This is a genomic window from Streptomyces sp. NPDC048389, from assembly GCF_040706335.1.
Taxonomy (GTDB): Bacteria; Actinomycetota; Actinomycetes; order Streptomycetales; family Streptomycetaceae; genus Streptomyces.
In genome coordinates this window covers 107,607-125,446 of record NZ_JBEZKP010000002.1, presented here as the reverse complement: position 1 = coordinate 125,446, position 17,840 = coordinate 107,607, and the positions used below count along the sequence as shown (strand labels likewise).

Below are 17,840 nucleotides of genomic sequence, written 5' to 3'. Positions count from 1 at the left end.
CGTCGACTGCCTCTCGGCGTGGGGCTGTTTCCCGGCGTGGGGCTACTTCTTGGCGCCGGCCCAGGCGTGCTGGATCACCAGATCGGCCTTGACCTCGTTGAGCTGGGTCCGGACGGCCGAGGGGGCCGTGCCGCCGCGGCCGTTGCGGGAGGCCAGCGCGCCGGGGACGTTCAGGACGGTGCGGACCTCCGGGGTGAGGTGCTCGGAGATCTTGGCGAACTGCTCGTCCGTGAGCTGGTCGAGTTCGATGCCCTGCTGCTCGCACTCCTTGACGCACTCGCCCGCGACCTCGTGCGCGACGCGGAACGGGACGCCCTGCTTGACCAGCCACTCGGCGATGTCCGTGGCGAGCGAGAAGCCCGCCGGGGCGAGTTCCTCCATCCGCTCGCGGTTGACGGTGAGGGTGGCCATCATGCCGGTGAACGCCGGGAGCAGGACCTCGAGCTGGTCGCAGGAGTCGAAGACCGGCTCCTTGTCCTCCTGCAGGTCGCGGTTGTAGGCGAGCGGCAGGGCCTTGAGGGTGGCCAGCAGCCCCGTCAGATTGCCGATGAGGCGGCCGGACTTGCCCCGGGCGAGCTCCGCGATGTCCGGGTTCTTCTTCTGCGGCATGATCGAGGAGCCGGTGGAGAAGGCGTCGTGGAGGGTGACGAAGGAGAACTCCTTCGTGTTCCAGATGATGACCTCCTCCGCGATCCTCGACAGATTGACACCGATCATCGCGGTGATGAACGCGAACTCGGCGACGAAGTCCCGCGAGGCCGTGCCGTCGATGGAGTTACCGGACGAGCCGCGCTCGAAGCCCAGGTCGGCGGCGACGGCCTCCGGGTCGAGCCCGAGCGACGAGCCGGCGAGCGCACCGGAGCCGTACGGGGAGACGGCGGTCCTGGTGTCCCACTGCCGCAGCCGCTCCGCGTCCCGGGACAGCGACTGCACATGCGCGAGGACGTGGTGGGCGAAGAGGACGGGCTGAGCGTGCTGGAGGTGCGTACGGCCCGGCATGGCGACGTCCGGATGGGCCTCGGCGAGAGAGACCAGGGCGTCCTGGAGGTCGGCGATCAGGCCGCCGATGACGCGGGCGTGATCGCGCAGGTACATCCGGAAGAGCGTGGCGACCTGGTCGTTGCGGGACCGGCCGGCGCGGAGCTTGCCGCCGAGGTCGGGGCCGAGCCGCTCCAGCAGCCCCCGCTCCAGAGCGGTGTGGACGTCCTCGTCGGCGATGGTGCCGGTGAAGGAGCCGTCGGCGACATCAGCCTCGAGCCGGTCGAGCCCGGCCAGCATGCGGGTCAGCTCGTCGTCGGTGAGCAGACCCGCCTTGTTGAGGACACGGGCGTGGGCACGGGAGCCGGCGATGTCGTACGGCGCGAGACGCCAGTCGAAGTGCACCGACGCGGAGAGCTTCGCCAGCGCCTCGGCGGGGCCGTCGGCGAAGCGGCCGCCCCAGAGCCGGACGTCACCGTTGTTGCTGCTCACAGCTGAAACTCCTCGGAGTCCTCAAGAGGGTGGATGTGCCGCCTCCCCCGGAGCTCCGCCCCGGGAACCCTCACCCTCTCCTTGCGGCGCGGGGGAGGCGGTCTGTACAACGCGTAGGGGTTACGCCAGGTCGCGCTTGGCCGCGATCTTCTGCGACAGGCCGAAGATCTCGATGAAGCCCTGGGCCTTCGACTGGTCGAAGGTGTCGCCCGAGTCGTAGGTGGCGAGGTTGAAGTCGTACAGCGACTCGTCCGACCTCCGGCCGGTGACGACGGCGCGGCCGCCGTGCAGGGTCATCCGGATGTCGCCGGTGACGTGCTCGTTGGCCTCGTTGATGAAGCCGTCCAGCGCCCGCTTGAGCGGGGAGAACCACAGGCCGTCGTAGACCAGCTCGCCCCAGCGCTGCTCGACCTGCCGCTTGTACCGGGCGAGTTCGCGCTCGACGGTGACGTTCTCCAGCTCCTGGTGGGCGGTGATCAGCGCGATCGCGCCCGGGGCCTCGTAGACCTCGCGGGACTTGATGCCGACGAGCCGGTCCTCCACCATGTCGATCCGGCCGATGCCCTGGGCGCCGGCCCGCTCGTTGAGCTGCTGGATCGCCTGCAGGACGGTGACGGGCTTGCCGTCGACGGCGACCGGGACGCCGGCCTTGAAGGAGATGACGACCTCGTCGGCCTCTCGCTGCTCGGCCGGGTTCGAGGTGTACTCGTAGATGTCCTCGATCGGCCCGTTCCAGATGTCCTCCAGGAAGCCGGTCTCGACGGCCCGCCCGAAGACGTTCTGGTCGATGGAGTAGGGCGACTTCTTGGTGGTGGCGATCGGGAGCCGCTTCTCCTCGCAGAACGCGATCGCCTTGTCCCGGGTCATCGCGTAGTCACGGACCGGGGCGATGCACCGCAGCTCGGGGGCGAGGGCGACAATGCCCGCCTCGAACCGCACCTGGTCGTTGCCCTTGCCGGTGCAGCCGTGGGCGACGGTGGTCGCGCCGTGCTTCTTCGCGGCGGCGACGAGGTGCTTGACGATCGTGGGCCGCGAGAGCGCGGAGACCAGCGGGTAGCGGTCCATGTAGAGGGCGTTGGCCTTGATCGCGGGGAGGCAGTACTCCTCGGCGAACTCGTCCTTGGCGTCGGCGACCTCCGCCTCCACGGCACCGCAGGCGAGCGCGCGCTTGCGGATGACGTCCAGGTCCTCGCCGCCCTGGCCGACGTCCACGGCAACGGCGATGACCTCGGCGCCCGTCTCCTCGGCGATCCAGCCGATGGCGACGGAGGTGTCCAGGCCGCCCGAGTAGGCGAGTACGACGCGCTCGGTCACGGGTTTCTCCTTACGGTGCATACGCTGATGGGTATAACTATGCAGTCCTCCGTATGCTTTGTCAATCGACCGTGAAAAGCGCCGGCCAGGGGTGTGCCGCGACTCCTACGGTGGCGCGACGGGATGACAGCGAGGGGGCGTGGGGTACGGGCAGGCGCTGGGACGAATGCGGCGGGCCGAGAGGCCGTCGGGTACCTGCTGGAGGGACTGGCGCCGCACCGAGTGCTGCCCTTCGCCGACCCGGCCTGCTGGACGTCGCTGGAGCGGGGGCCCGCCCCACGGCCGCCGGGTCATAGGGGGCGACGGAAGCCCGCGGGCCCCCGGGGGGGCGTAGCCACAACAACGGGCGCCGGGATCAAGCCGCGGGAACGCGGATCCGGGGGCTCGGCCCCCGGACCGCGCCGTACGTCAGCGGTCGTTCTGCGCCAGTCGCAGTAGGTGGTCCGCCAGCGCCTGCCCGCCCCCCGGGTCACGGCTGATCAGCATCAGCGTGTCGTCTCCCGCGATCGTCCCCAGGATGTCGTGCAGCTCCGCCTGGTCGATGGCCGACGCCAGGAACTGCGCAGCGCCCGGCGGAGTACGCAGGACGACGAGGTTGGCCGATGCCTCCGCGGAGATCAGCAGTTCACCGGCGAGGCGCCGCATGCGCTCCTCCTTCGCCGACTCGCCGAGCGGCGCCTGCGGCGTGCGGAAGCCGCCCTCGCTGGGCACCGCGTAGATCAGCTCGCCGCCGGTGTTGCGGATCTTGACCGCGCCCAGTTCGTCGAGGTCGCGGGAGAGCGTGGCCTGCGTGACGTGCAGGCCGTTGTCCGCGAGCAGCTTCGCCAACTGGCTCTGGGAGCGCACCGGTTGCCGGTTGAGGATGTCCACGATCCGGCGGTGGCGGGCCGTCCGGGTCTGCGGCACGGCGGGCCCGGCGTGCTCGTTGCCCTGCGCGTCGGTCATCGTCGTCTCATTCCCCGGTTCGTCCTTCCCCGTTGCTCGCGTCGAGGATGCCCGGCAGTGCCCGGAGGAACGCGTCCACCTCGGCGTCGCCGATGGTCAGGGCCGGCATGAGCCGTACGACATCGGGTGCGGGGGCGTTCACCAGGAAACCGGCGTCCTGAGCCGCCTGCTGCGCCTTCGGCGCGAGCGGCTCGGTGAGCACGATACCCAGCAGCAGGCCGCTGCCGCGGACGTGGGAGACGAGCGGATGGCCGAGGCCCTCGATTCCGTCGCGCAACTTCTCGCCGAGCCGCTTGACCGAGTCGAGCGCCCCGTCGGCGGCAAGGGTGTCGAGGACGGCGAGTCCGGCGGCGCAGGCGACGGGGTTGCCGCCGAACGTCGTGCCGTGCTGACCGGGCTTGAGCAGGTCCGCCGCCTCGCCGAAGACGACGGTGGCGCCGATGGGCAGCCCGCCGCCCAGCCCCTTGGCGAGGGTGACGATGTCCGGCTCGACGCCCTGGTGCGCCTGGTACTCGAACCAGTGCCCGGTCCGCCCGACACCGGTCTGGACTTCGTCGAGCACCAGCAGCGTGCCCGTGGCGCGGGTGATCGCGCGGGCGGCCTCCAGGTAGCCCCTGGGCGGGACGACGACGCCGTTCTCGCCCTGGACGGGCTCGATGATGACGAACGCGGTGTCCTCGGTGACGGCCGCCCGCAGCGCCTCGGCGTCGCCGTACGGGACGTGGGTGACGTCGGAGGGCAGGGGCAGGAACGGCTCCTGTTTCGCGGGCTGGCCGGTGAGTGCCAGGGCACCCATCGTGCGGCCGTGGAAGCCGCCGGTGGTGGCGACCATGTGCCGACGGCCCGTCAGCCGGCCGATCTTGAATGCGGCTTCGTTGGCCTCGGCGCCGGAGTTGGCGAAGTAGACCCGGCCGGGACGGCCGAAGAGCTGGAGCAGCCGCTCGGCGAGCGCGACGGGCGGCTCGGCCACGAACAGGTTGGAGACATGGCCGAGGGAGGAGATCTGACGGGTGACGGCCTCGACGACGGCCGGGTGTGCGTGGCCGAGCGCGTTGACCGCGATGCCGCCGACGAAGTCGGTGTACTCGGTGCCGTCCGCGTCCCAGACCTTGGTCCCCTCCCCTCGTACCAGGGACAGTTTCGGCGTGCCGTAGTTGTCGGTCATCACGCTCTGCCAGCGCCGTGTCAGTTCGTCGTTGCTCATGATTCCCCCTGTCCGTCGGGCACGACCATGGTGCCGATGCCTTCGTCGGTGAAGATCTCCAGCAGGATCGAGTGCTGGACCCGGCCGTCGATCACACGGGCGGTGTTGACCCCGTTGCGCACGGCGTGCAGGCAGCCTTCCATCTTGGGCACCATGCCGCTCGACAGATCCGGCAGCAGCTTCTCGAGCTGGGCGGCGGTGAGCCGGCTGATCACCTCGTCGCTGTCGGGCCAGTCCTCGTAGAGGCCCTCGACGTCGGTGAGGACCATGAGGGTCTCGGCACCCAGCGCCGCAGCGAGTGCCGCAGCCGCCGTATCAGCATTGACGTTGTAGACATGTCCGTCGTCCTGGGAGCGCGCGATCGAGGAGATGACCGGGATGCGTCCGTCGGCGAGCAGCGCGGTGATGGCGCCGGTGTCGATCGCGGTGATCTCGCCGACCCGGCCGATGTCGACGAGCTCACCGTCGATCTGCGGCTGGTGCTTGGTGGCGGTGATGGTGTGGGCGTCCTCGCCGGTCATTCCGACGGCCAGCGGGCCGTGCTGGTTGAGGAGGCCGACCAGTTCGCGCTGCACCTGCCCTGCGAGCACCATCCGTACGACGTCCATCGCCTCCGGGGTGGTGACCCGCAGCCCGGCCTTGAACTCGCTGACCAGGCCGTGCCGGTCGAGCGCGGCGGAGATCTGCGGTCCGCCGCCGTGGACGACGACCGGCTTGAGGCCGGCCTGGCGCAGAAAGACGACGTCCTGGGCGAAGGCGGCCTTCAGGTCCTCGTCGATCATGGCGTTGCCGCCGAACTTGATGACGACGGTCTTCCCGTTGTGACGCGTCAGCCAGGGCAGCGCCTCGATGAGGATCTGCGCCTTGGGCAGTGCGGTGTGCTTCCTCGTGGGGCTGTGGGACGTACTCATGAGCTGTACGCGCTGTTCTCGTGGACGTAGTCGGCGGTGAGGTCGTTGGCCCAGATCACGGCGGACCGGGAACCGGCGGCGAGGTCGGCGGTGATCTTGACTTCCCGGTAGCGCATGTCGACCAGTTCGCGGTCCTCGCCGACGGAGCCGTGCTTGCAGACCCAGACGCCGTTGATGGCGACGTTGAGCCGGTCGGGCTCGAAGGCGGCCCTGGTCGTGCCGATGGCGGAGAGCACCCGGCCCCAGTTCGGGTCCTCGCCGTGGATGGCGCACTTGAGGAGGTTGTTGCGGGCGATGGACCGGCCGACCTCGACGGCGTCGTCCTCGGTGGCCGCGTTGATCACCTCGATGCGGATGTCCTTCGACGCGCCCTCGGCGTCGCCGATCAACTGCCGCGCGAGGTCGTCGCAGACGGCTCGTACGGCCTCGGCGAAGTCGGCCTGCTCGGGGGTGGTCCCGCTCGCGCCGGAGGCCAGCAGCAGCACGGTGTCGTTGGTCGACATGCAGCCGTCGGAGTCGATCCGGTCGAAGGTCTGCCGGGTGGCGTCGCGGAGCGCCGTGTCGAGGGCGGGGGACTCGAGGTCGGCGTCGGTGGTGAGGACGACGAGCATGGTGGCGAGGCCGGGGGCCAGCATGCCGGCACCCTTGGCCATGCCGCCGACGGTCCAGCCGTTCCCCTGGACGACGGCCGTCTTGTGGACGGTGTCGGTGGTCTTGATGGCGATGGCGGCCTTCTCGCCGCCGTACTCGGACAGCTGGGCGGCGGCCTGCTCGATGCCGGGGAGCAGCTTGTCCATGGGGAGCAGCACACCGATCAGGCCGGTGGAGGCGACGGCGACCTCGCCGGCGCTGTGGCCGAGCACGTCGGCGGCCTTCTCGGCGGTGGCGTGGGTGTCCTGGAAGCCCTTGGGACCCGTGCAGGCGTTGGCGCCGCCGGAGTTGAGCACCACCGCGGCCACCTCGCCGCCCTTGAGGACCTGCTCGGACCACAGGACGGGGGCGGCCTTGACGCGGTTGGAGGTGAACACGCCCGCGGCGGCTCGGCGCGGCCCGGTGTTGACCACGAGGGCCAGGTCTGGGTTGCCGCTCTCCTTGATTCCGGCGGCGATACCGGCCGCCGTGAATCCCTTCGCTGCGGTCACGCTCACTGTGCTTCTCCGTTCCTACCCAGAGCCGACGCCTGGGTGGTAATCCCGATTCCGGCCGCGCTGTGGGCCCCGGCCGCCGAGGGCAGGGGGAGCGACAGCGCGGGCATCGTCTTCGTCTGCCGACCGGCGGCTGCACGTGCGTCGCTCACGGCGCGACTCCCATCGTGGAAAGACCCGTGCTCTCGGGGAGTCCGAGAGCGATGTTCATGCTCTGCACCGCACCGCCGGCGGTGCCCTTGGTGAGGTTGTCGATGGCGCTGATGGCGATGACGCGCCCGGCGTTCTCGTCGTACGCCACCTGGACCTGGACGGCGTTCGAGCCGTGGACGGAGGCGGTGGCGGGCCACTGGCCCTCCGGCAGCAGGTGGACGAACTCCTCGTCGGCGAGCGCCTTCTCGTACGCGGCCCGCACGTCCTGCGCGGTGGTTCCGGGCCTGGCCTTCACGGAGCAGGTGGCGAGGATGCCGCGGGACATGGGCGCCAGCGTGGGCGTGAAGGAGACGGTGACCCGCTCCCCCGCGACCGCGCTCAGGTTCTGGATCATCTCGGGCGTGTGGCGGTGGCCGCCGCCGACGCCGTACGGGCTCATGGAGCCCATGACCTCCGAGCCGAGCAGATGCGGCTTGAGCGCCTTCCCGGCGCCGGAGGTTCCGGTGGCGGCCGTGATCACGGCCTCCGGCTCGGCGATCCCCGCCTGGTACGCGGGGAACAGCGCGAGCGAGACGGCTGTCGGGTAGCAGCCGGGCACCGCGACGCGCCTGGCCCCCTCCAGCGCGGCGCGGGCGCCCGGCAGTTCGGGCAGGCCGTAGGGCCAGGTGCCGGCATGCTCGGAGCCGTAGAACGCCTGCCAGTCACCGGCGTCCTTCAGCCGGAAGTCGGCGCCCATGTCGATGACCAGCACGTCGTCACCGAGTTGCTCGGCGACGGCGGCGGACTGCCCGTGCGGGAGCGCCAGGAAGACGACGTCGTGGCCGGCGAGCACCTCGGGGGTGGTCGGTTGGAGAATCCTGTCGGCCAGTGGCAGCAGGTGCGGCTGGAGGCCGCCGAGGGGCCGGCCGGCGTTGGAGCTGCCGGTCAGGGCGCCGATCTCGACCTCGGGGTGGGCCAGGAGCAGGCGGAGCAGTTCCCCGCCCGCGTATCCGCTCGCCCCTGCGACTGCCGCTCGTACCGTCATCGAAATCCTCCTCAGCGATGGCATGACTATACGCAGCAATGCAGATCTATGCAATGGAGTACCGGTGGCGGCCCGCACCGGAGCGGTGGGGGCAGGGACGCCATCCACCGCACATGCGCGGGGCCGTACAGTCTTCCGCCGACACGGGGCCGGGGCGGTCGCGCGGCACGGGGCCGGTGACGTCCGTCAGCGCGCCTCGGAGGACCGGTCCTCCCGGGCCGCGTTCTTCTCCTTGATGCGCTCGGCCTCCTTGCGGACCTCGGCCTGCGTGGCACGCTCCTGCCGCAGCCAGCCCGGAAGCTCCCGCTTCAGCTCGTCGATCTGCTCCGTGGTGAGCGGTTCCGTGACCCCGCCGCGGGCGAGGCCCGCGATGGAGACGCCGAGCCTCGCCGCGACCACGGGCCGGGGGTGGGGGCCGTTGCGGCGCAGCTCCTGCAGCCACTGGGGAGGATCGGCCTGCAGCGCGTTCAGCTCGCTGCGCGAGACGACGCCCTCCTGGAACTCGGTGGGTGTGGCCGGGAGGTACACACCCAGCTTCTTCGCCGCGGTCGCGGCCTTCATCGTCTGGGTGCTCTGGTGCGAGGTCATGGGGTCAAGGGTATCGAGCGTGCACGATGCCTCCGGCCACGGAGGCCGCGGGCACGACCGGTAACCTGGCGGGGTGACAGGCTCGGAAGCACCCCCTTCGTTCCGGCTCGCCTATGTCCCGGGTGTGACGCCGGCCAAGTGGGTCCGCATCTGGCACGAGCGAGTGCCCGACGTTCCCCTCACCCTCGTCGCGGTGCCCGCCGCCGAAGCGCCCGGCGTGCTGCGGCGCGGCGACGCCGACGCCGGACTCGTACGCTCACCGATCGACCGGACCGGGCTCAGCGCGATCCCCCTCTACACCGAGACGACGGTCGTGGTGGTCCCGAAGGACCACCTCGTGGCCGCGGTCGACGAGGTGACCGCAGCCGATCTCGCCGACGACGTGGTGCTGCATCCGCTCGACGACACACTTGCGTGGGAGCACCTGCCGGGCCGGCCCGCCGTCGAACGCCCCGCCACGACGGCCGACGCGATCGAGCTGGTGGCGGCCGGGGTGGGAGTCCTGGTCGTCCCCCAGTCGCTGGCCCGCCTGCACCACCGGCGCGACCTCACCTACCGGCCGGTCTCCGACGCCCCCGAGTCGCGCGTCGCACTGTCGTGGCCGGAGGAGGAGACCACCGATCTGGTGGAGCAGTTCATCGGGATCGTCCGCGGACGGACGGTCAACAGCACACGGGGCCGCGCCCCGGCCGAGGCTCAGCCCAAGGCCAAGCGCCCCGGGACGGGGGCGGCCCGTCGCGGGGCCTCGGCGGCCGGCTCCCCGGGGGCGAAGCGCACACGCGGCGGATCGCCCGGCGCCAAGGGCGGCAAGGGAAGCAAGCGCGGCAAACCCCGCCGCCGGTCGTAGCCGGTGGCCGGGTCCGGCACGGACGGGAGCCGGTGACGGCCCGGTGCCTGCCGGATTGGGAACGGACGCTGCGGGAGGCCGAACTCGTCCAGCGGGTTACGGCCCCGCTGCCTGACCGGGCACGCCGTGGCCGTACCGGATCAGGCAGCGGTCACGCCCTCCGCAGTGACGCGGCGGACGCGGCGTCGACCGACGAACACCGGGTCCTGCCGTTGCACGACCAGGTGGCGGCGATCGGCCCGGCCCCGTAGCGCGCCCCTCCGCCCGGTCGCGGTGGCCCGGGTAGAGGGGCCTCAGGCGGCCACCGCGCGGTCGCGGTGGCCCGGGTAGAGGGGCCTCAGGCGGCGGCTTCGAGGCACAGGTGCCAGCGGCCCGGTACGCCGGTCAGTGTGACGGTCGACAGCGGCCGGACGTCCACGTTCCAGTACATCGAGGGATGCGCCCGCAGCGCGTACACGAACGCCGCCCGGACGACGGCGGGCTCTGCCACGGCGACGATGGAGCCGCAGTCCAGCGCGGGACGGGTGTCCAGCCAGCCCCCTATCCGCGAGATGAACGCCAGCAGCGGTTCCCCGCCGTGCGGGGCGCTGCGCGGATCCGCCAGCCACGCGTCGACGGCGGCGGGTTCCCTGGCAGTGACCTCGGAGAGCGTGAACCCGCGCCAGCGGCCCATGTCGCAGTCCCGCAGCGCCGGCTGGGCCAGGGGCGCGAAGCCGAGGGCCTCACCGGTCGCCCGGCTTCGCGGAGTCGGCGAGCAGTACCGCAGCTCGGCGGCGCTGAGCGGTACGAGAGCGTGGGCGGCGAGCTGCACCTCGTGCCAGCCCGCCTAGTCGAGCGGCCGTTCGTCGTCGAAGCGCTCGGTGAGCAGGGCGGAGGTGCGCGCGGCTGCGACCAATGTGACCCGGACACTCATGGCGTGATGGTGCGGTCCGACGCCGCACAGGTCAAGGGGTCGCAGCCTGCGGAAACCGACGGGTACCGGACGTTTCCCGGCACAGCCGCCGCGCGTCTCGTGTCCGCCGTGCCCGCCGCCTGCCGATCGGGGCACTGCCCGCCCCGGACCGGGGGGTGGCCGTGGGGGCAGCCGGGCGGAGCCGGGCCGCGGCCGGCCTCAGTGCGCCGCCTCGCCGCAGGCGGCGCGCAGCCTGCGGACGCCTTCCGTGATCTCGGCCGGGCCCGCCACGCCCGCGAAGCTCAGCCGGACGTGTCCGGCGGGAGGCTCGGCGCAGAAGTAGGGGCGGCCCGGGGCCACGGCGACGCCCGCACGCAGCGCGGCGGCGGCGAGCGCGGTCTCGTCGGTGCCGTCGGGCAGCCGCAGCCACAGGTGGTAGCCGCCGGCGGGGACGTGGGGCAGGGCGAGTCCGGGCAGCTCCAGCCGGAGGGCGGCCGCCATGGTGTCGCGGCGGCTCTTCAGCTCGGCGGAGACGGTACGCAGATGACGGCTCCACGCGGGCGCACCGACCAGCTCCAGAGCGGCTTCCTGCAAGGGGCGGGGAACGAAGAAGTTGTCGACGACGTGGATGGCGCGGAGCCGTTCGAGCACCGGGCCACGCGCGGCGAGGACGCCCACTCGCAGGCTGGGCGAGGCCGCCTTGGTGAGCGAACTGACGTGCACGACGACGCCGTCGTGGTCGTCCGCCACCAGAGGAGGAGGCGGGGGGCCCGCATCGTCGTGGACCAGACGGCGGGCGAAGTCGTCCTCGACGACGAAGGCCCCGGCCTCGCGGGCGATGCGCAGCACACCGGCGCGGCGCTCGGGTGCGAGGACCGCGCCCGTCGGGTTCTGGAAGAGCGGCTGGCAGACGAAGACGCGCGCACCGGTGGCCCGGAACGCCGCCGCGAGGAGGTCGGGCCGCACGCCTTCCGGGTCCACGGGCACCGGTACGGGCCGCAGTCCGGCGGCGCGGGCGATGGCCAGCATGCCCGGATAGGTCGGCGACTCGACGAGGACCCGCGCGCCGGGTGGCGCCAGCGCGCGCAGTGCGGTGGTCAGCGCCGACTGTCCGCCTGCGGTGATCAGCACATCGGCGGCTGTGACGGTGCCGCCGAGTCCCCGGGCGAACCATTCACGCAGTTCGGGAAGCCCGTCGGTGGGCGGGCGGCCCCAGGCCCCCGGTCGCCGCCCGGCGCGGGCGAGCGCGGCGGCCATGGCGCGTTCCGGCTGGAGGGAGGGGTGCAGATAGCCGCCGTTGAACTCGACGACACCGGTCGGCGGCGCGGCGAGGGTGACGAGGACACCTGCCGCGTCGACCGCTCTGGGCACGATGTCCGGCGCGGCGTCGGCGCTGAGTGCGACCTCCTGCCACGAGGTGTCGCCGGCGGGTGGCGCGTCGGGGCGCGGCCGCGCCCGGTAGGCGCCCGCGCCGGGCCGGGTGACGACGAGGCCCTCGGCGGCGAGCTGCGCGAGTGCCCGGGAAACCGTCACCGGGGAGACCCGGAAGCGCTCGACCAATGCTCGACTCGACGGCAGCTTTCCACCTTCTGGATAGCGATTCAGCTCACTCTTCAGAGAAGACGCAAGGTCAGCCACACTGCTACGCTCGTACATGACAGCACAGGATAGCGCTACCATCGGGACGCCGATAGCGGTCAGCAAGGGCACCCTGCTCGCCGCCCTCGGCGTCGTCTCGTTCTCCCTGACGTTTCCGTCCACGGTCTGGGGCCTCGAGAGCTTCGGCCCCTGGTCCCTGACCGCTCTGCGCGGCGTGCTCGCCGCGGCGGTCGCGGGCACGTTCCTGCTCGCGCTGCGCGTACCGCTGCCGGAGCGCCGCCACTGGGTGGGCCTCGCGACGGTCGCCGGGGGCGTGGTCGTGGGCTTCCCGCTGCTGACGACGCTGGCGCTGCAGACGTCGACCTCCTCGCACGCCGCCGTGGTCGTGGGGCTGCTGCCGTTGACGACGGCCGCGTTCGCCGCTCTGCGCACCGGAGGACGGCCGTCCCGTATGTTCTGGGCCGCGGCCCTCGCGGGCGCGGCAGTCGTGATCGCGTTCACGGTGCAGCAGAGCGGCGGGACCCTGCACACCGGTGACCTGTACCTGTTCGGCGCGCTGCTGGTGTGCGCCGCCGGCTACACCGAGGGCGGCAGGCTCGCCCGGCAGATGCCCGGCTGGCACGTGATCGGCTGGGCCCTGGTGCTGTGCCTGCCGCTCGCCCTCGCCGGCTCCGCCGTGGCCCTGGCGTACGAGCCGGTCCACCTGGGCGCGCACGGCGTCATCGGACTGCTCTGGGTCGCCGCCGGGTCCACGTTCTTCGGTCTGTACGTCTGGTATCGCGGCATGGCCGAGATCGGCGTCGCCAGGGCGAGCCAGCTCCAGCTCGCCCAGCCGCTGCTGACCCTGGTCTGGTCGGTGCTGCTGCTCGGCGAGGACCTGTCGCCCGCGGCCACGCCGGCGGCGCTCGCCGTCCTGGTGTGCATCGCCGTCACTCAGCGGTCGCGCAGCTGAAGGTGCAGTGGGCTCCCCCGGCCGTAGACTCGAGGAAACGGACTATTCGACACATCGAGCCGCCTCGAGGAGGTCACTCCCGATGCAAGCGAACGTGGGCGACACGCTGCTGGTGCACGGCAGGACCGTGGGACAGCACGACAAGGTCGCCGAAGTCGTCGAGGTGCTGGGCCCGCAGGGCAGTCCGCCCTTCCGCGTCCGCTTCGAGGACGGGCACGAAACGCTCATGTCCCCCGGGCCCGACACCGTCGTCAGGCACCACGAGAAGACCTGAATCCGCCGCCGCTCCGGCGCCGGTCTCAGGCCGGCGGCGGAACCTCGGCCTGGTAGTGGTCGGCCACGACCTCGGACATCGCGCCGATCGGGTCGGCCACGACCTCCGTCGCGGAGAAGTAGCAGTGACCGCCGACCTCCGGGAACCTCTTGGCGTACGTCAGGTGCCGGGAGAGTTCCGCAGGGTCCTGCCAGGCTTCCGGCTGGCCCGGCGCACCGGCCTTGTACAGGGCCTCCCCGATGAAGAGGTCGACACCGGTGCCGCTCGCCACCTCGGCCCACCAGGGCACGAGGGTCTCGTAGTCGGCAGGCGGGAAGCCCATGTGCCAGTACACCTGGGGCACGACGTAGTCGATCCAGCCCTCCTTCACCCAGCGGCGGGTGTCCGCGTGCAGGTCGTCGTACGTCTGCACACCGGCCTCCGTACGCGATCCGAGCGGGTCGGTCGCGGCGTTGCGCCACACGCCGAAGGGGCTGATCCCGAAACGGACGTGCTGCTTCGCGGCCTTGATCCGCGCGGCCGTCTCCCTCACCAGCCGGTCGATGTTGTCGCGGCGCCATGCGGCCTTGTCGGCGAACCCGCCGCCGTACCGCGCGAAGGTCGCGTCGTCGTCGAAGACCAGGTCGGGGACCGGGTACGGGTAGAAGTAGTCGTCGAAGTGGACCGCGTCGACGTCGTAGCGGACGACGGCGTCCATCATCGCGTCCTGGACGAAGCGCCTGACCTCCGGGACGCCCGGGTCGTAGTACAGCTTCCCGCCGTACGCGGTGATCCACTCCGGATGCAGCCGGGCCGGGTGGTTCTCGACCAGGCGGGTCGGGTCGGTGTGCGTGGCCACGCGGTACGGGTTGAACCAGGCGTGCAGCTCCAGACCTCGCCGGTGTGCCTCGCGCACCGCCGTGCCGAGCGGGTCCCAGCCCGGGTCCCGGCCCTGGACGCCGGTCAGGTACTGACTCCACGGCTCGTGCGGCGAGGGCCACAGGGCGTCCGCGGTGGGCCGCACCTGGAACACCACGGCGTTCAGCCGGCGCTCCACCGCGGTGTCGAGGTACGAGAGCAGTTCGGCACGCTGCCGGTCGGCCGTGAGGCCCGGCCGCGAGGGCCAGTCCCGGTTCGCGACGGTGGCGAGCCACATCCCGCGGAACTCGCGCGTCGCCTCCCGGCCCTCCCTGCCCCGTTTCCGGCCCCGCGACAGGCCCTCGGACACCGCACGCCCGGCGGCCGCGTCCCCGGCCGTCGCGAACGCGGCGAGCGCGCCGACCGCTGACACCACGAACCCTCTTCTACCGATACGCCCCATATACCCACCTCTGTCGGGCTCGGCCTGCACCGCCGTGTCCGCAGATCATGCCCGCCCCGGGCGCTCGGGCATCCACACATCCGGAGTAACGTCGTGGGGTCGGGCGGGCGCCGGAACCACACGGGGGACCTGCCGGCCGAAGGATCAGCGAAAGGCACGAGGTGACGGACTCAATGGCCGACATTGCACGCGTCGGAGTGGTGGGTTGCGGCCAGATGGGCGCGGGCATCGCGGAGGTGTGTGCCCGCAGCGGCCTCGAGGTGAAGGTGGCGGAGACCACGGGCGAGGCCCTGGAGATCGGTCGCACCCGGCTGTTCAACTCCCTCTCCAAGGCCGCTGAACGCGGCAAGATCAGCGAGGCGGAGCGCGACGCCACTCTGGACAGGCTGAGCTTCACGACCGATCTCGGGGAGTTCGCCGACCGCGACCTCGTCATCGAGGCCGTCGTCGAGAACGAGCAGGTCAAGACTGAGATCTTCCAGGTACTGGACCAGGTGGTGACCCGCCAGGACGCGATTCTCGCCTCCAACACCTCCTCCATCCCGCTGGTGAAGCTGGCCGTCGCGACCTCGCGCCCCGACCAGGTCATCGGCATCCACTTCTTCAACCCGGCCCCGGTGCAGAAGCTCGTCGAGCTGATTCCGGCGCTGACCACCTCCGAGGAGACCGTCAAGCGGTCGGAGGCAGTGGTGCAGCAGGTACTGGGCAAGCACCCGATCCGCGCCCAGGACCGCTCCGGCTTCGTGGTCAACGCCCTTCTCATCCCGTACCTCCTTTCCGCGATCCGGATGTTCGAGTCCGGCATCGCGTCGCGCGAGGACATCGACAACGGCATGGAGATGGGCTGCGCCCACCCGATGGGACCGCTGAAGCTCTCCGACCTGATCGGCCTCGACACCGTGGCCTCGGTCGCCGACAGCATGTACGCGGAGTTCAAGGAGCCGCTGTACGCCGCTCCTCCGCTGCTGCAGCGGATGGTGGACGCGGGCCGGCTGGGCCGCAAGACGGGATCCGGCTTCTACCCGTACTCCTGACGCAGCCGGCCCTTCCGGCGGCCGGCCCGGTCCGGCGCCCGCGGGGGCCGTCCGGCGCGGTGTCCGGCCGCGGGGCCCGGCCCCTTCGGCGGCCGGCCCGAGCGCTGCCGCCGGGGTCGGCCGTCAGCCGAGTCGCAGGTGGTGCAGCATCAGCAGCCCGGCCGCCATACCGGCGGCCGGGATCTCGCCGCGGGCGATCATGTCGGGTACCAGCTTGAGCGGGACCCAGGCACGGCGCGAGGACTCGAAGTCGTCCACAGGGTGGCCGGTGTACGCGGCGTCCTCGGCCCAGTAGAGATGGTGGCGGGCGTCAGTGAGGCCGTTGGACGGCTCCACGGTCAGCAGATGGCGGAGGGGGCCGGGCCGCCAGCCCGTCTCCTCCTCCATCTCCCTGGCCGCCGCCGCCCGAACGTCCTCGCCCTCCTCGACGACACCGGCGGCGAGCTCCCATCCCCAGCTGTCGGTGATGAACCGGTGCCGCCAGAGCATCAGTACCTCGTTGGCGTCATTGACCGCCGTCGCGACGGCGACCGGGCGGAGGCGGACCAGGAAGTGGTCCAGGCGCCGGCCGTCGGGCAACTCGACATCCGCGAGATTGACCCTGAACCAGCGATTCTCGTACACGGTTTGTTCGCTTAAGTTCGTCCACTGCACGTTTCTGCCACCTTTCGACAAGAGGATGGCAACATGGCAGCAGGAGCGCGGTCAGAGGGGAACGCGCAGCGCTCCTGTGATGAGTTCGGCGGTCTCCCTCGCGCCGGCGCAGCCGCTTGCCGCCAGATGCTCACGCACCGCCCGCAGCCGGTCCCGCAACCGCTGCGACTCCATCCCCCCGGCCCGCTCCAGCATCTCCGCCGCGGTCCGCGCCGCACGGTCCGGCTCACCCTGCCGCAGCTCGATGTGGCACAGCATGGCGAGCCGGTGCACCCGGCCGCGGTCGTGCGCCGGCGTGCCGACGGCGGCCGCCGCATGTGCCCTGGCCGCCGTGAGATCACCCAGACCGAGCAGCGCCTCCGCGACCTGTACGTCGACCAGACCCGGCTGGACATAACCCGTCTCCTCCGGCTCATGCCCCGGGCGGATCCGCGCCGCCTCCGACTCCGCACGCCGGATGCAGGTCAGCGCCCCGGTGGCATCGCCGAGATGTGCGTACGCCTTGGCCTGCATCGCGTACAGGTCGGCGGCAAGAGCCGGAGTGAGCCGAGGGCCTGCCGCGCGCAGCGCCGCCTCTGCGAAGGCGACGGCCTGCCGGTGCTCCGACATGAACAGCGACTGGTTGACCAGCAGCGCGACGACGTACGCACCGAGCCCCCGGTCCCCGCTCGCCTTCGCCAGGCGCAGTGCCTGGTGGAAGTAGCGCTGCGCCGGGCCGTGCGCGTCCGAGTCGTAGGAGCAGATGCCGGCCACCGCGACCAGGCCCCCGGCGGCACGGTGCAGCCGGCGGCCCAGCGCGTCGCCGTACGAGCCGCGCAGCAGCGGTGCCGTCTCCGCGTTGAGGAAGCCGACGACGCGGGTGCGGGTCGCGACACCTCCCGTCCGCCGGTACATCAGCTCGTAGTGCGCACGGGCCGCCCGGAGCATCTCGATGTCGGCGGTGCCGACACGGGTACGGCCGTCGCGCGAGACGTCCGAGTCCTCCGGCGGGTTCTCCCACTCCCAGACCGGCATCACCGCGGGGGTGCCGGTGACGGCGGGCTCGGCGGCTTCCCCCGCGCCTTGCGGCCGTTGTCGCTGCTGGGCCTCGTACCGCCACTGCGCGGTGGCGCGCTCCACGAACCCGGAAAGCGACGAGCCGTGCGGCACGGCCCGGTCCGGTGCCGGTACGCCGAGACCGATGTCGTCGAGGGTGACCACGCGCCGCAGCCGTCCCGCGAGCACCTCGCAGATCAGATCGGGCACCTGGCCGCGGGGCCGCTGCCCCTTCAACCACCGGGCCACGGCGGTGTGTTCGTAACGCAGCGCCATTCCCCTGGCCGAACCCGCCCGGTTGACACGGGCGGCGAGCCCCGCGTGGGAGAAGCCCGCCTCTTCGAGCAGGGCGTCGAGCAGGGTGTTGGGCTGCATGGCACGCTCCGGTGGCTCGCGTCCGCTCAGGGTAGTGGAGACCGATTCGCACGGGGTGCGAAAAGAGTGTGCCTTTCCATGGATTGCGTGCCCTGCCGACGGCGGGCCGGGGGCTGTTGACTGA

General features: G+C 71.8%; 16 protein-coding genes and 1 pseudogene. 4 read left to right on the top strand and 13 right to left on the bottom strand.

Going from position 1 to position 17,840, the window contains the following annotated elements; translation table 11 throughout:
• Positions 1–42 precede the first annotated feature (42 nt).
• The 8 genes from argH to AB0903_RS02285 form a co-directional block, all read right to left on the bottom strand.
• On the bottom strand, positions 43–1,470 hold the full coding sequence (gene argH / locus AB0903_RS02320) for an argininosuccinate lyase (RefSeq protein WP_366698099.1): 1,428 nt from the start codon (positions 1,468–1,470) through the stop codon (positions 43–45).
• 120 nt (positions 1,471–1,590) lie between these two features.
• Positions 1,591–2,784, bottom strand: coding sequence for an argininosuccinate synthase (locus tag AB0903_RS02315; RefSeq protein WP_366698097.1), 1,194 nt, complete (start codon positions 2,782–2,784; stop codon positions 1,591–1,593).
• A gap of 408 nt (positions 2,785–3,192) precedes the next feature.
• Positions 3,193–3,729: an arginine repressor gene (locus tag AB0903_RS02310; RefSeq protein ID WP_366698095.1), complete on the bottom strand. Its 537-nt coding sequence runs from the start codon at positions 3,727–3,729 to the stop codon at positions 3,193–3,195.
• Between the two features lie 7 nt (positions 3,730–3,736).
• Positions 3,737–4,933 carry an acetylornithine transaminase gene (locus AB0903_RS02305; RefSeq protein WP_366698093.1) on the bottom strand — a complete coding sequence of 399 codons (1,197 nt, stop codon included), beginning with the start codon at positions 4,931–4,933 and terminating at the stop codon, positions 3,737–3,739.
• Positions 4,930–5,844 carry an acetylglutamate kinase gene (gene argB / locus AB0903_RS02300; RefSeq protein ID WP_366698091.1) on the bottom strand — a complete coding sequence of 305 codons (915 nt, stop codon included), beginning with the start codon at positions 5,842–5,844 and terminating at the stop codon, positions 4,930–4,932. The genes AB0903_RS02305 and argB overlap by 4 nt, the downstream gene beginning before the upstream one ends.
• Complete coding sequence (gene argJ, locus AB0903_RS02295; RefSeq protein WP_366698089.1) at positions 5,841–6,992, bottom strand: bifunctional glutamate N-acetyltransferase/amino-acid acetyltransferase ArgJ; 1,152 nt, start codon at positions 6,990–6,992, stop codon at positions 5,841–5,843. Before argJ ends, argB begins: the two co-directional genes overlap by 4 nt.
• Before the next feature lie 145 nt (positions 6,993–7,137).
• Entirely contained in the window at positions 7,138–8,166 is a 1,029-nt protein-coding gene (gene argC / locus AB0903_RS02290; protein WP_366698087.1) for an N-acetyl-gamma-glutamyl-phosphate reductase, read from the bottom strand.
• Between the two features lie 186 nt (positions 8,167–8,352).
• Positions 8,353–8,754 (bottom strand): DUF5997 family protein, encoded by a 402-nt coding sequence (locus tag AB0903_RS02285; RefSeq protein ID WP_366698085.1) that lies wholly within the window; start codon positions 8,752–8,754, stop codon positions 8,353–8,355.
• 73 nt (positions 8,755–8,827) lie between these two features.
• Here AB0903_RS02285 and AB0903_RS02280 point away from each other — a divergent pair, with 73 nt between their 5' ends.
• On the top strand, positions 8,828–9,601 hold the full coding sequence (locus AB0903_RS02280) for a LysR substrate-binding domain-containing protein (RefSeq protein WP_366698083.1): 774 nt from the start codon (positions 8,828–8,830) through the stop codon (positions 9,599–9,601).
• Positions 9,602–9,938: 337 nt separating this feature from the next.
• On the opposite strand, the pseudogene AB0903_RS02275 reads toward AB0903_RS02280, so the two are convergent.
• Positions 9,939–10,514: pseudogene (locus AB0903_RS02275) on the bottom strand (histidine phosphatase family protein).
• 198 nt (positions 10,515–10,712) lie between these two features.
• Complete coding sequence (locus tag AB0903_RS02270; protein WP_366698081.1) at positions 10,713–12,149, bottom strand: PLP-dependent aminotransferase family protein; 1,437 nt, start codon at positions 12,147–12,149, stop codon at positions 10,713–10,715.
• On the opposite strand from AB0903_RS02270, the gene AB0903_RS02265 reads away from it, so the two are divergent.
• Together AB0903_RS02265 and AB0903_RS02260 are read left to right on the top strand one after the other, a co-directional pair.
• Positions 12,148–13,044, top strand: coding sequence for a DMT family transporter (locus AB0903_RS02265; protein ID WP_366698079.1), 897 nt, complete (start codon positions 12,148–12,150; stop codon positions 13,042–13,044). The genes AB0903_RS02270 and AB0903_RS02265 overlap by 2 nt on opposite strands.
• A gap of 82 nt (positions 13,045–13,126) precedes the next feature.
• Positions 13,127–13,318 (top strand): DUF1918 domain-containing protein, encoded by a 192-nt coding sequence (locus AB0903_RS02260; RefSeq protein WP_366698077.1) that lies wholly within the window; start codon positions 13,127–13,129, stop codon positions 13,316–13,318.
• 25 nt (positions 13,319–13,343) lie between these two features.
• Here the strand turns inward: AB0903_RS02260 and AB0903_RS02255 are convergent, their stop codons facing one another.
• Positions 13,344–14,618 (bottom strand): family 10 glycosylhydrolase, encoded by a 1,275-nt coding sequence (locus AB0903_RS02255; RefSeq protein WP_366698075.1) that lies wholly within the window; start codon positions 14,616–14,618, stop codon positions 13,344–13,346.
• A gap of 173 nt (positions 14,619–14,791) precedes the next feature.
• Here AB0903_RS02255 and AB0903_RS02250 point away from each other — a divergent pair, with 173 nt between their 5' ends.
• Positions 14,792–15,652 (top strand): 3-hydroxybutyryl-CoA dehydrogenase, encoded by an 861-nt coding sequence (locus tag AB0903_RS02250; RefSeq protein WP_366698073.1) that lies wholly within the window; start codon positions 14,792–14,794, stop codon positions 15,650–15,652.
• 123 nt (positions 15,653–15,775) lie between these two features.
• Here AB0903_RS02250 and AB0903_RS02245 read toward each other — a convergent pair whose 3' ends face one another.
• Entirely contained in the window at positions 15,776–16,306 is a 531-nt protein-coding gene (locus AB0903_RS02245; RefSeq protein WP_366698071.1) for an NUDIX hydrolase, read from the bottom strand.
• Positions 16,307–16,357: 51 nt separating this feature from the next.
• Positions 16,358–17,716, bottom strand: a complete 1,359-nt coding sequence (locus AB0903_RS02240; protein WP_366698069.1) for a transcriptional regulator — start codon at positions 17,714–17,716, stop codon at positions 16,358–16,360.
• Between the last annotated feature and the right edge of the window lie 124 nt (positions 17,717–17,840).

Coding starts and splice junctions, on each gene's coding strand:
- AB0903_RS02310 (WP_366698095.1), bottom strand. CDS start 3,729: ATGACCGACGCGCAGGGCAACGAGCACGCCGGGCCCGCCGTGCCGCAG.
- AB0903_RS02285 (WP_366698085.1), bottom strand. CDS start 8,754: ATGACCTCGCACCAGAGCACCCAGACGATGAAGGCCGCGACCGCGGCG.
- argC (WP_366698087.1), bottom strand. CDS start 8,166: ATGACGGTACGAGCGGCAGTCGCAGGGGCGAGCGGATACGCGGGCGGG.
- argB (WP_366698091.1), bottom strand. CDS start 5,844: ATGAGTACGTCCCACAGCCCCACGAGGAAGCACACCGCACTGCCCAAG.
- AB0903_RS02240 (WP_366698069.1), bottom strand. CDS start 17,716: ATGCAGCCCAACACCCTGCTCGACGCCCTGCTCGAAGAGGCGGGCTTC.
- AB0903_RS02270 (WP_366698081.1), bottom strand. CDS start 12,149: ATGTACGAGCGTAGCAGTGTGGCTGACCTTGCGTCTTCTCTGAAGAGT.
- AB0903_RS02260 (WP_366698077.1), top strand. CDS start 13,127: ATGCAAGCGAACGTGGGCGACACGCTGCTGGTGCACGGCAGGACCGTG.
- AB0903_RS02305 (WP_366698093.1), bottom strand. CDS start 4,933: ATGAGCAACGACGAACTGACACGGCGCTGGCAGAGCGTGATGACCGAC.
- AB0903_RS02250 (WP_366698073.1), top strand. CDS start 14,792: ATGGCCGACATTGCACGCGTCGGAGTGGTGGGTTGCGGCCAGATGGGC.
- AB0903_RS02265 (WP_366698079.1), top strand. CDS start 12,148: ATGACAGCACAGGATAGCGCTACCATCGGGACGCCGATAGCGGTCAGC.
- AB0903_RS02255 (WP_366698075.1), bottom strand. CDS start 14,618: ATGGGGCGTATCGGTAGAAGAGGGTTCGTGGTGTCAGCGGTCGGCGCG.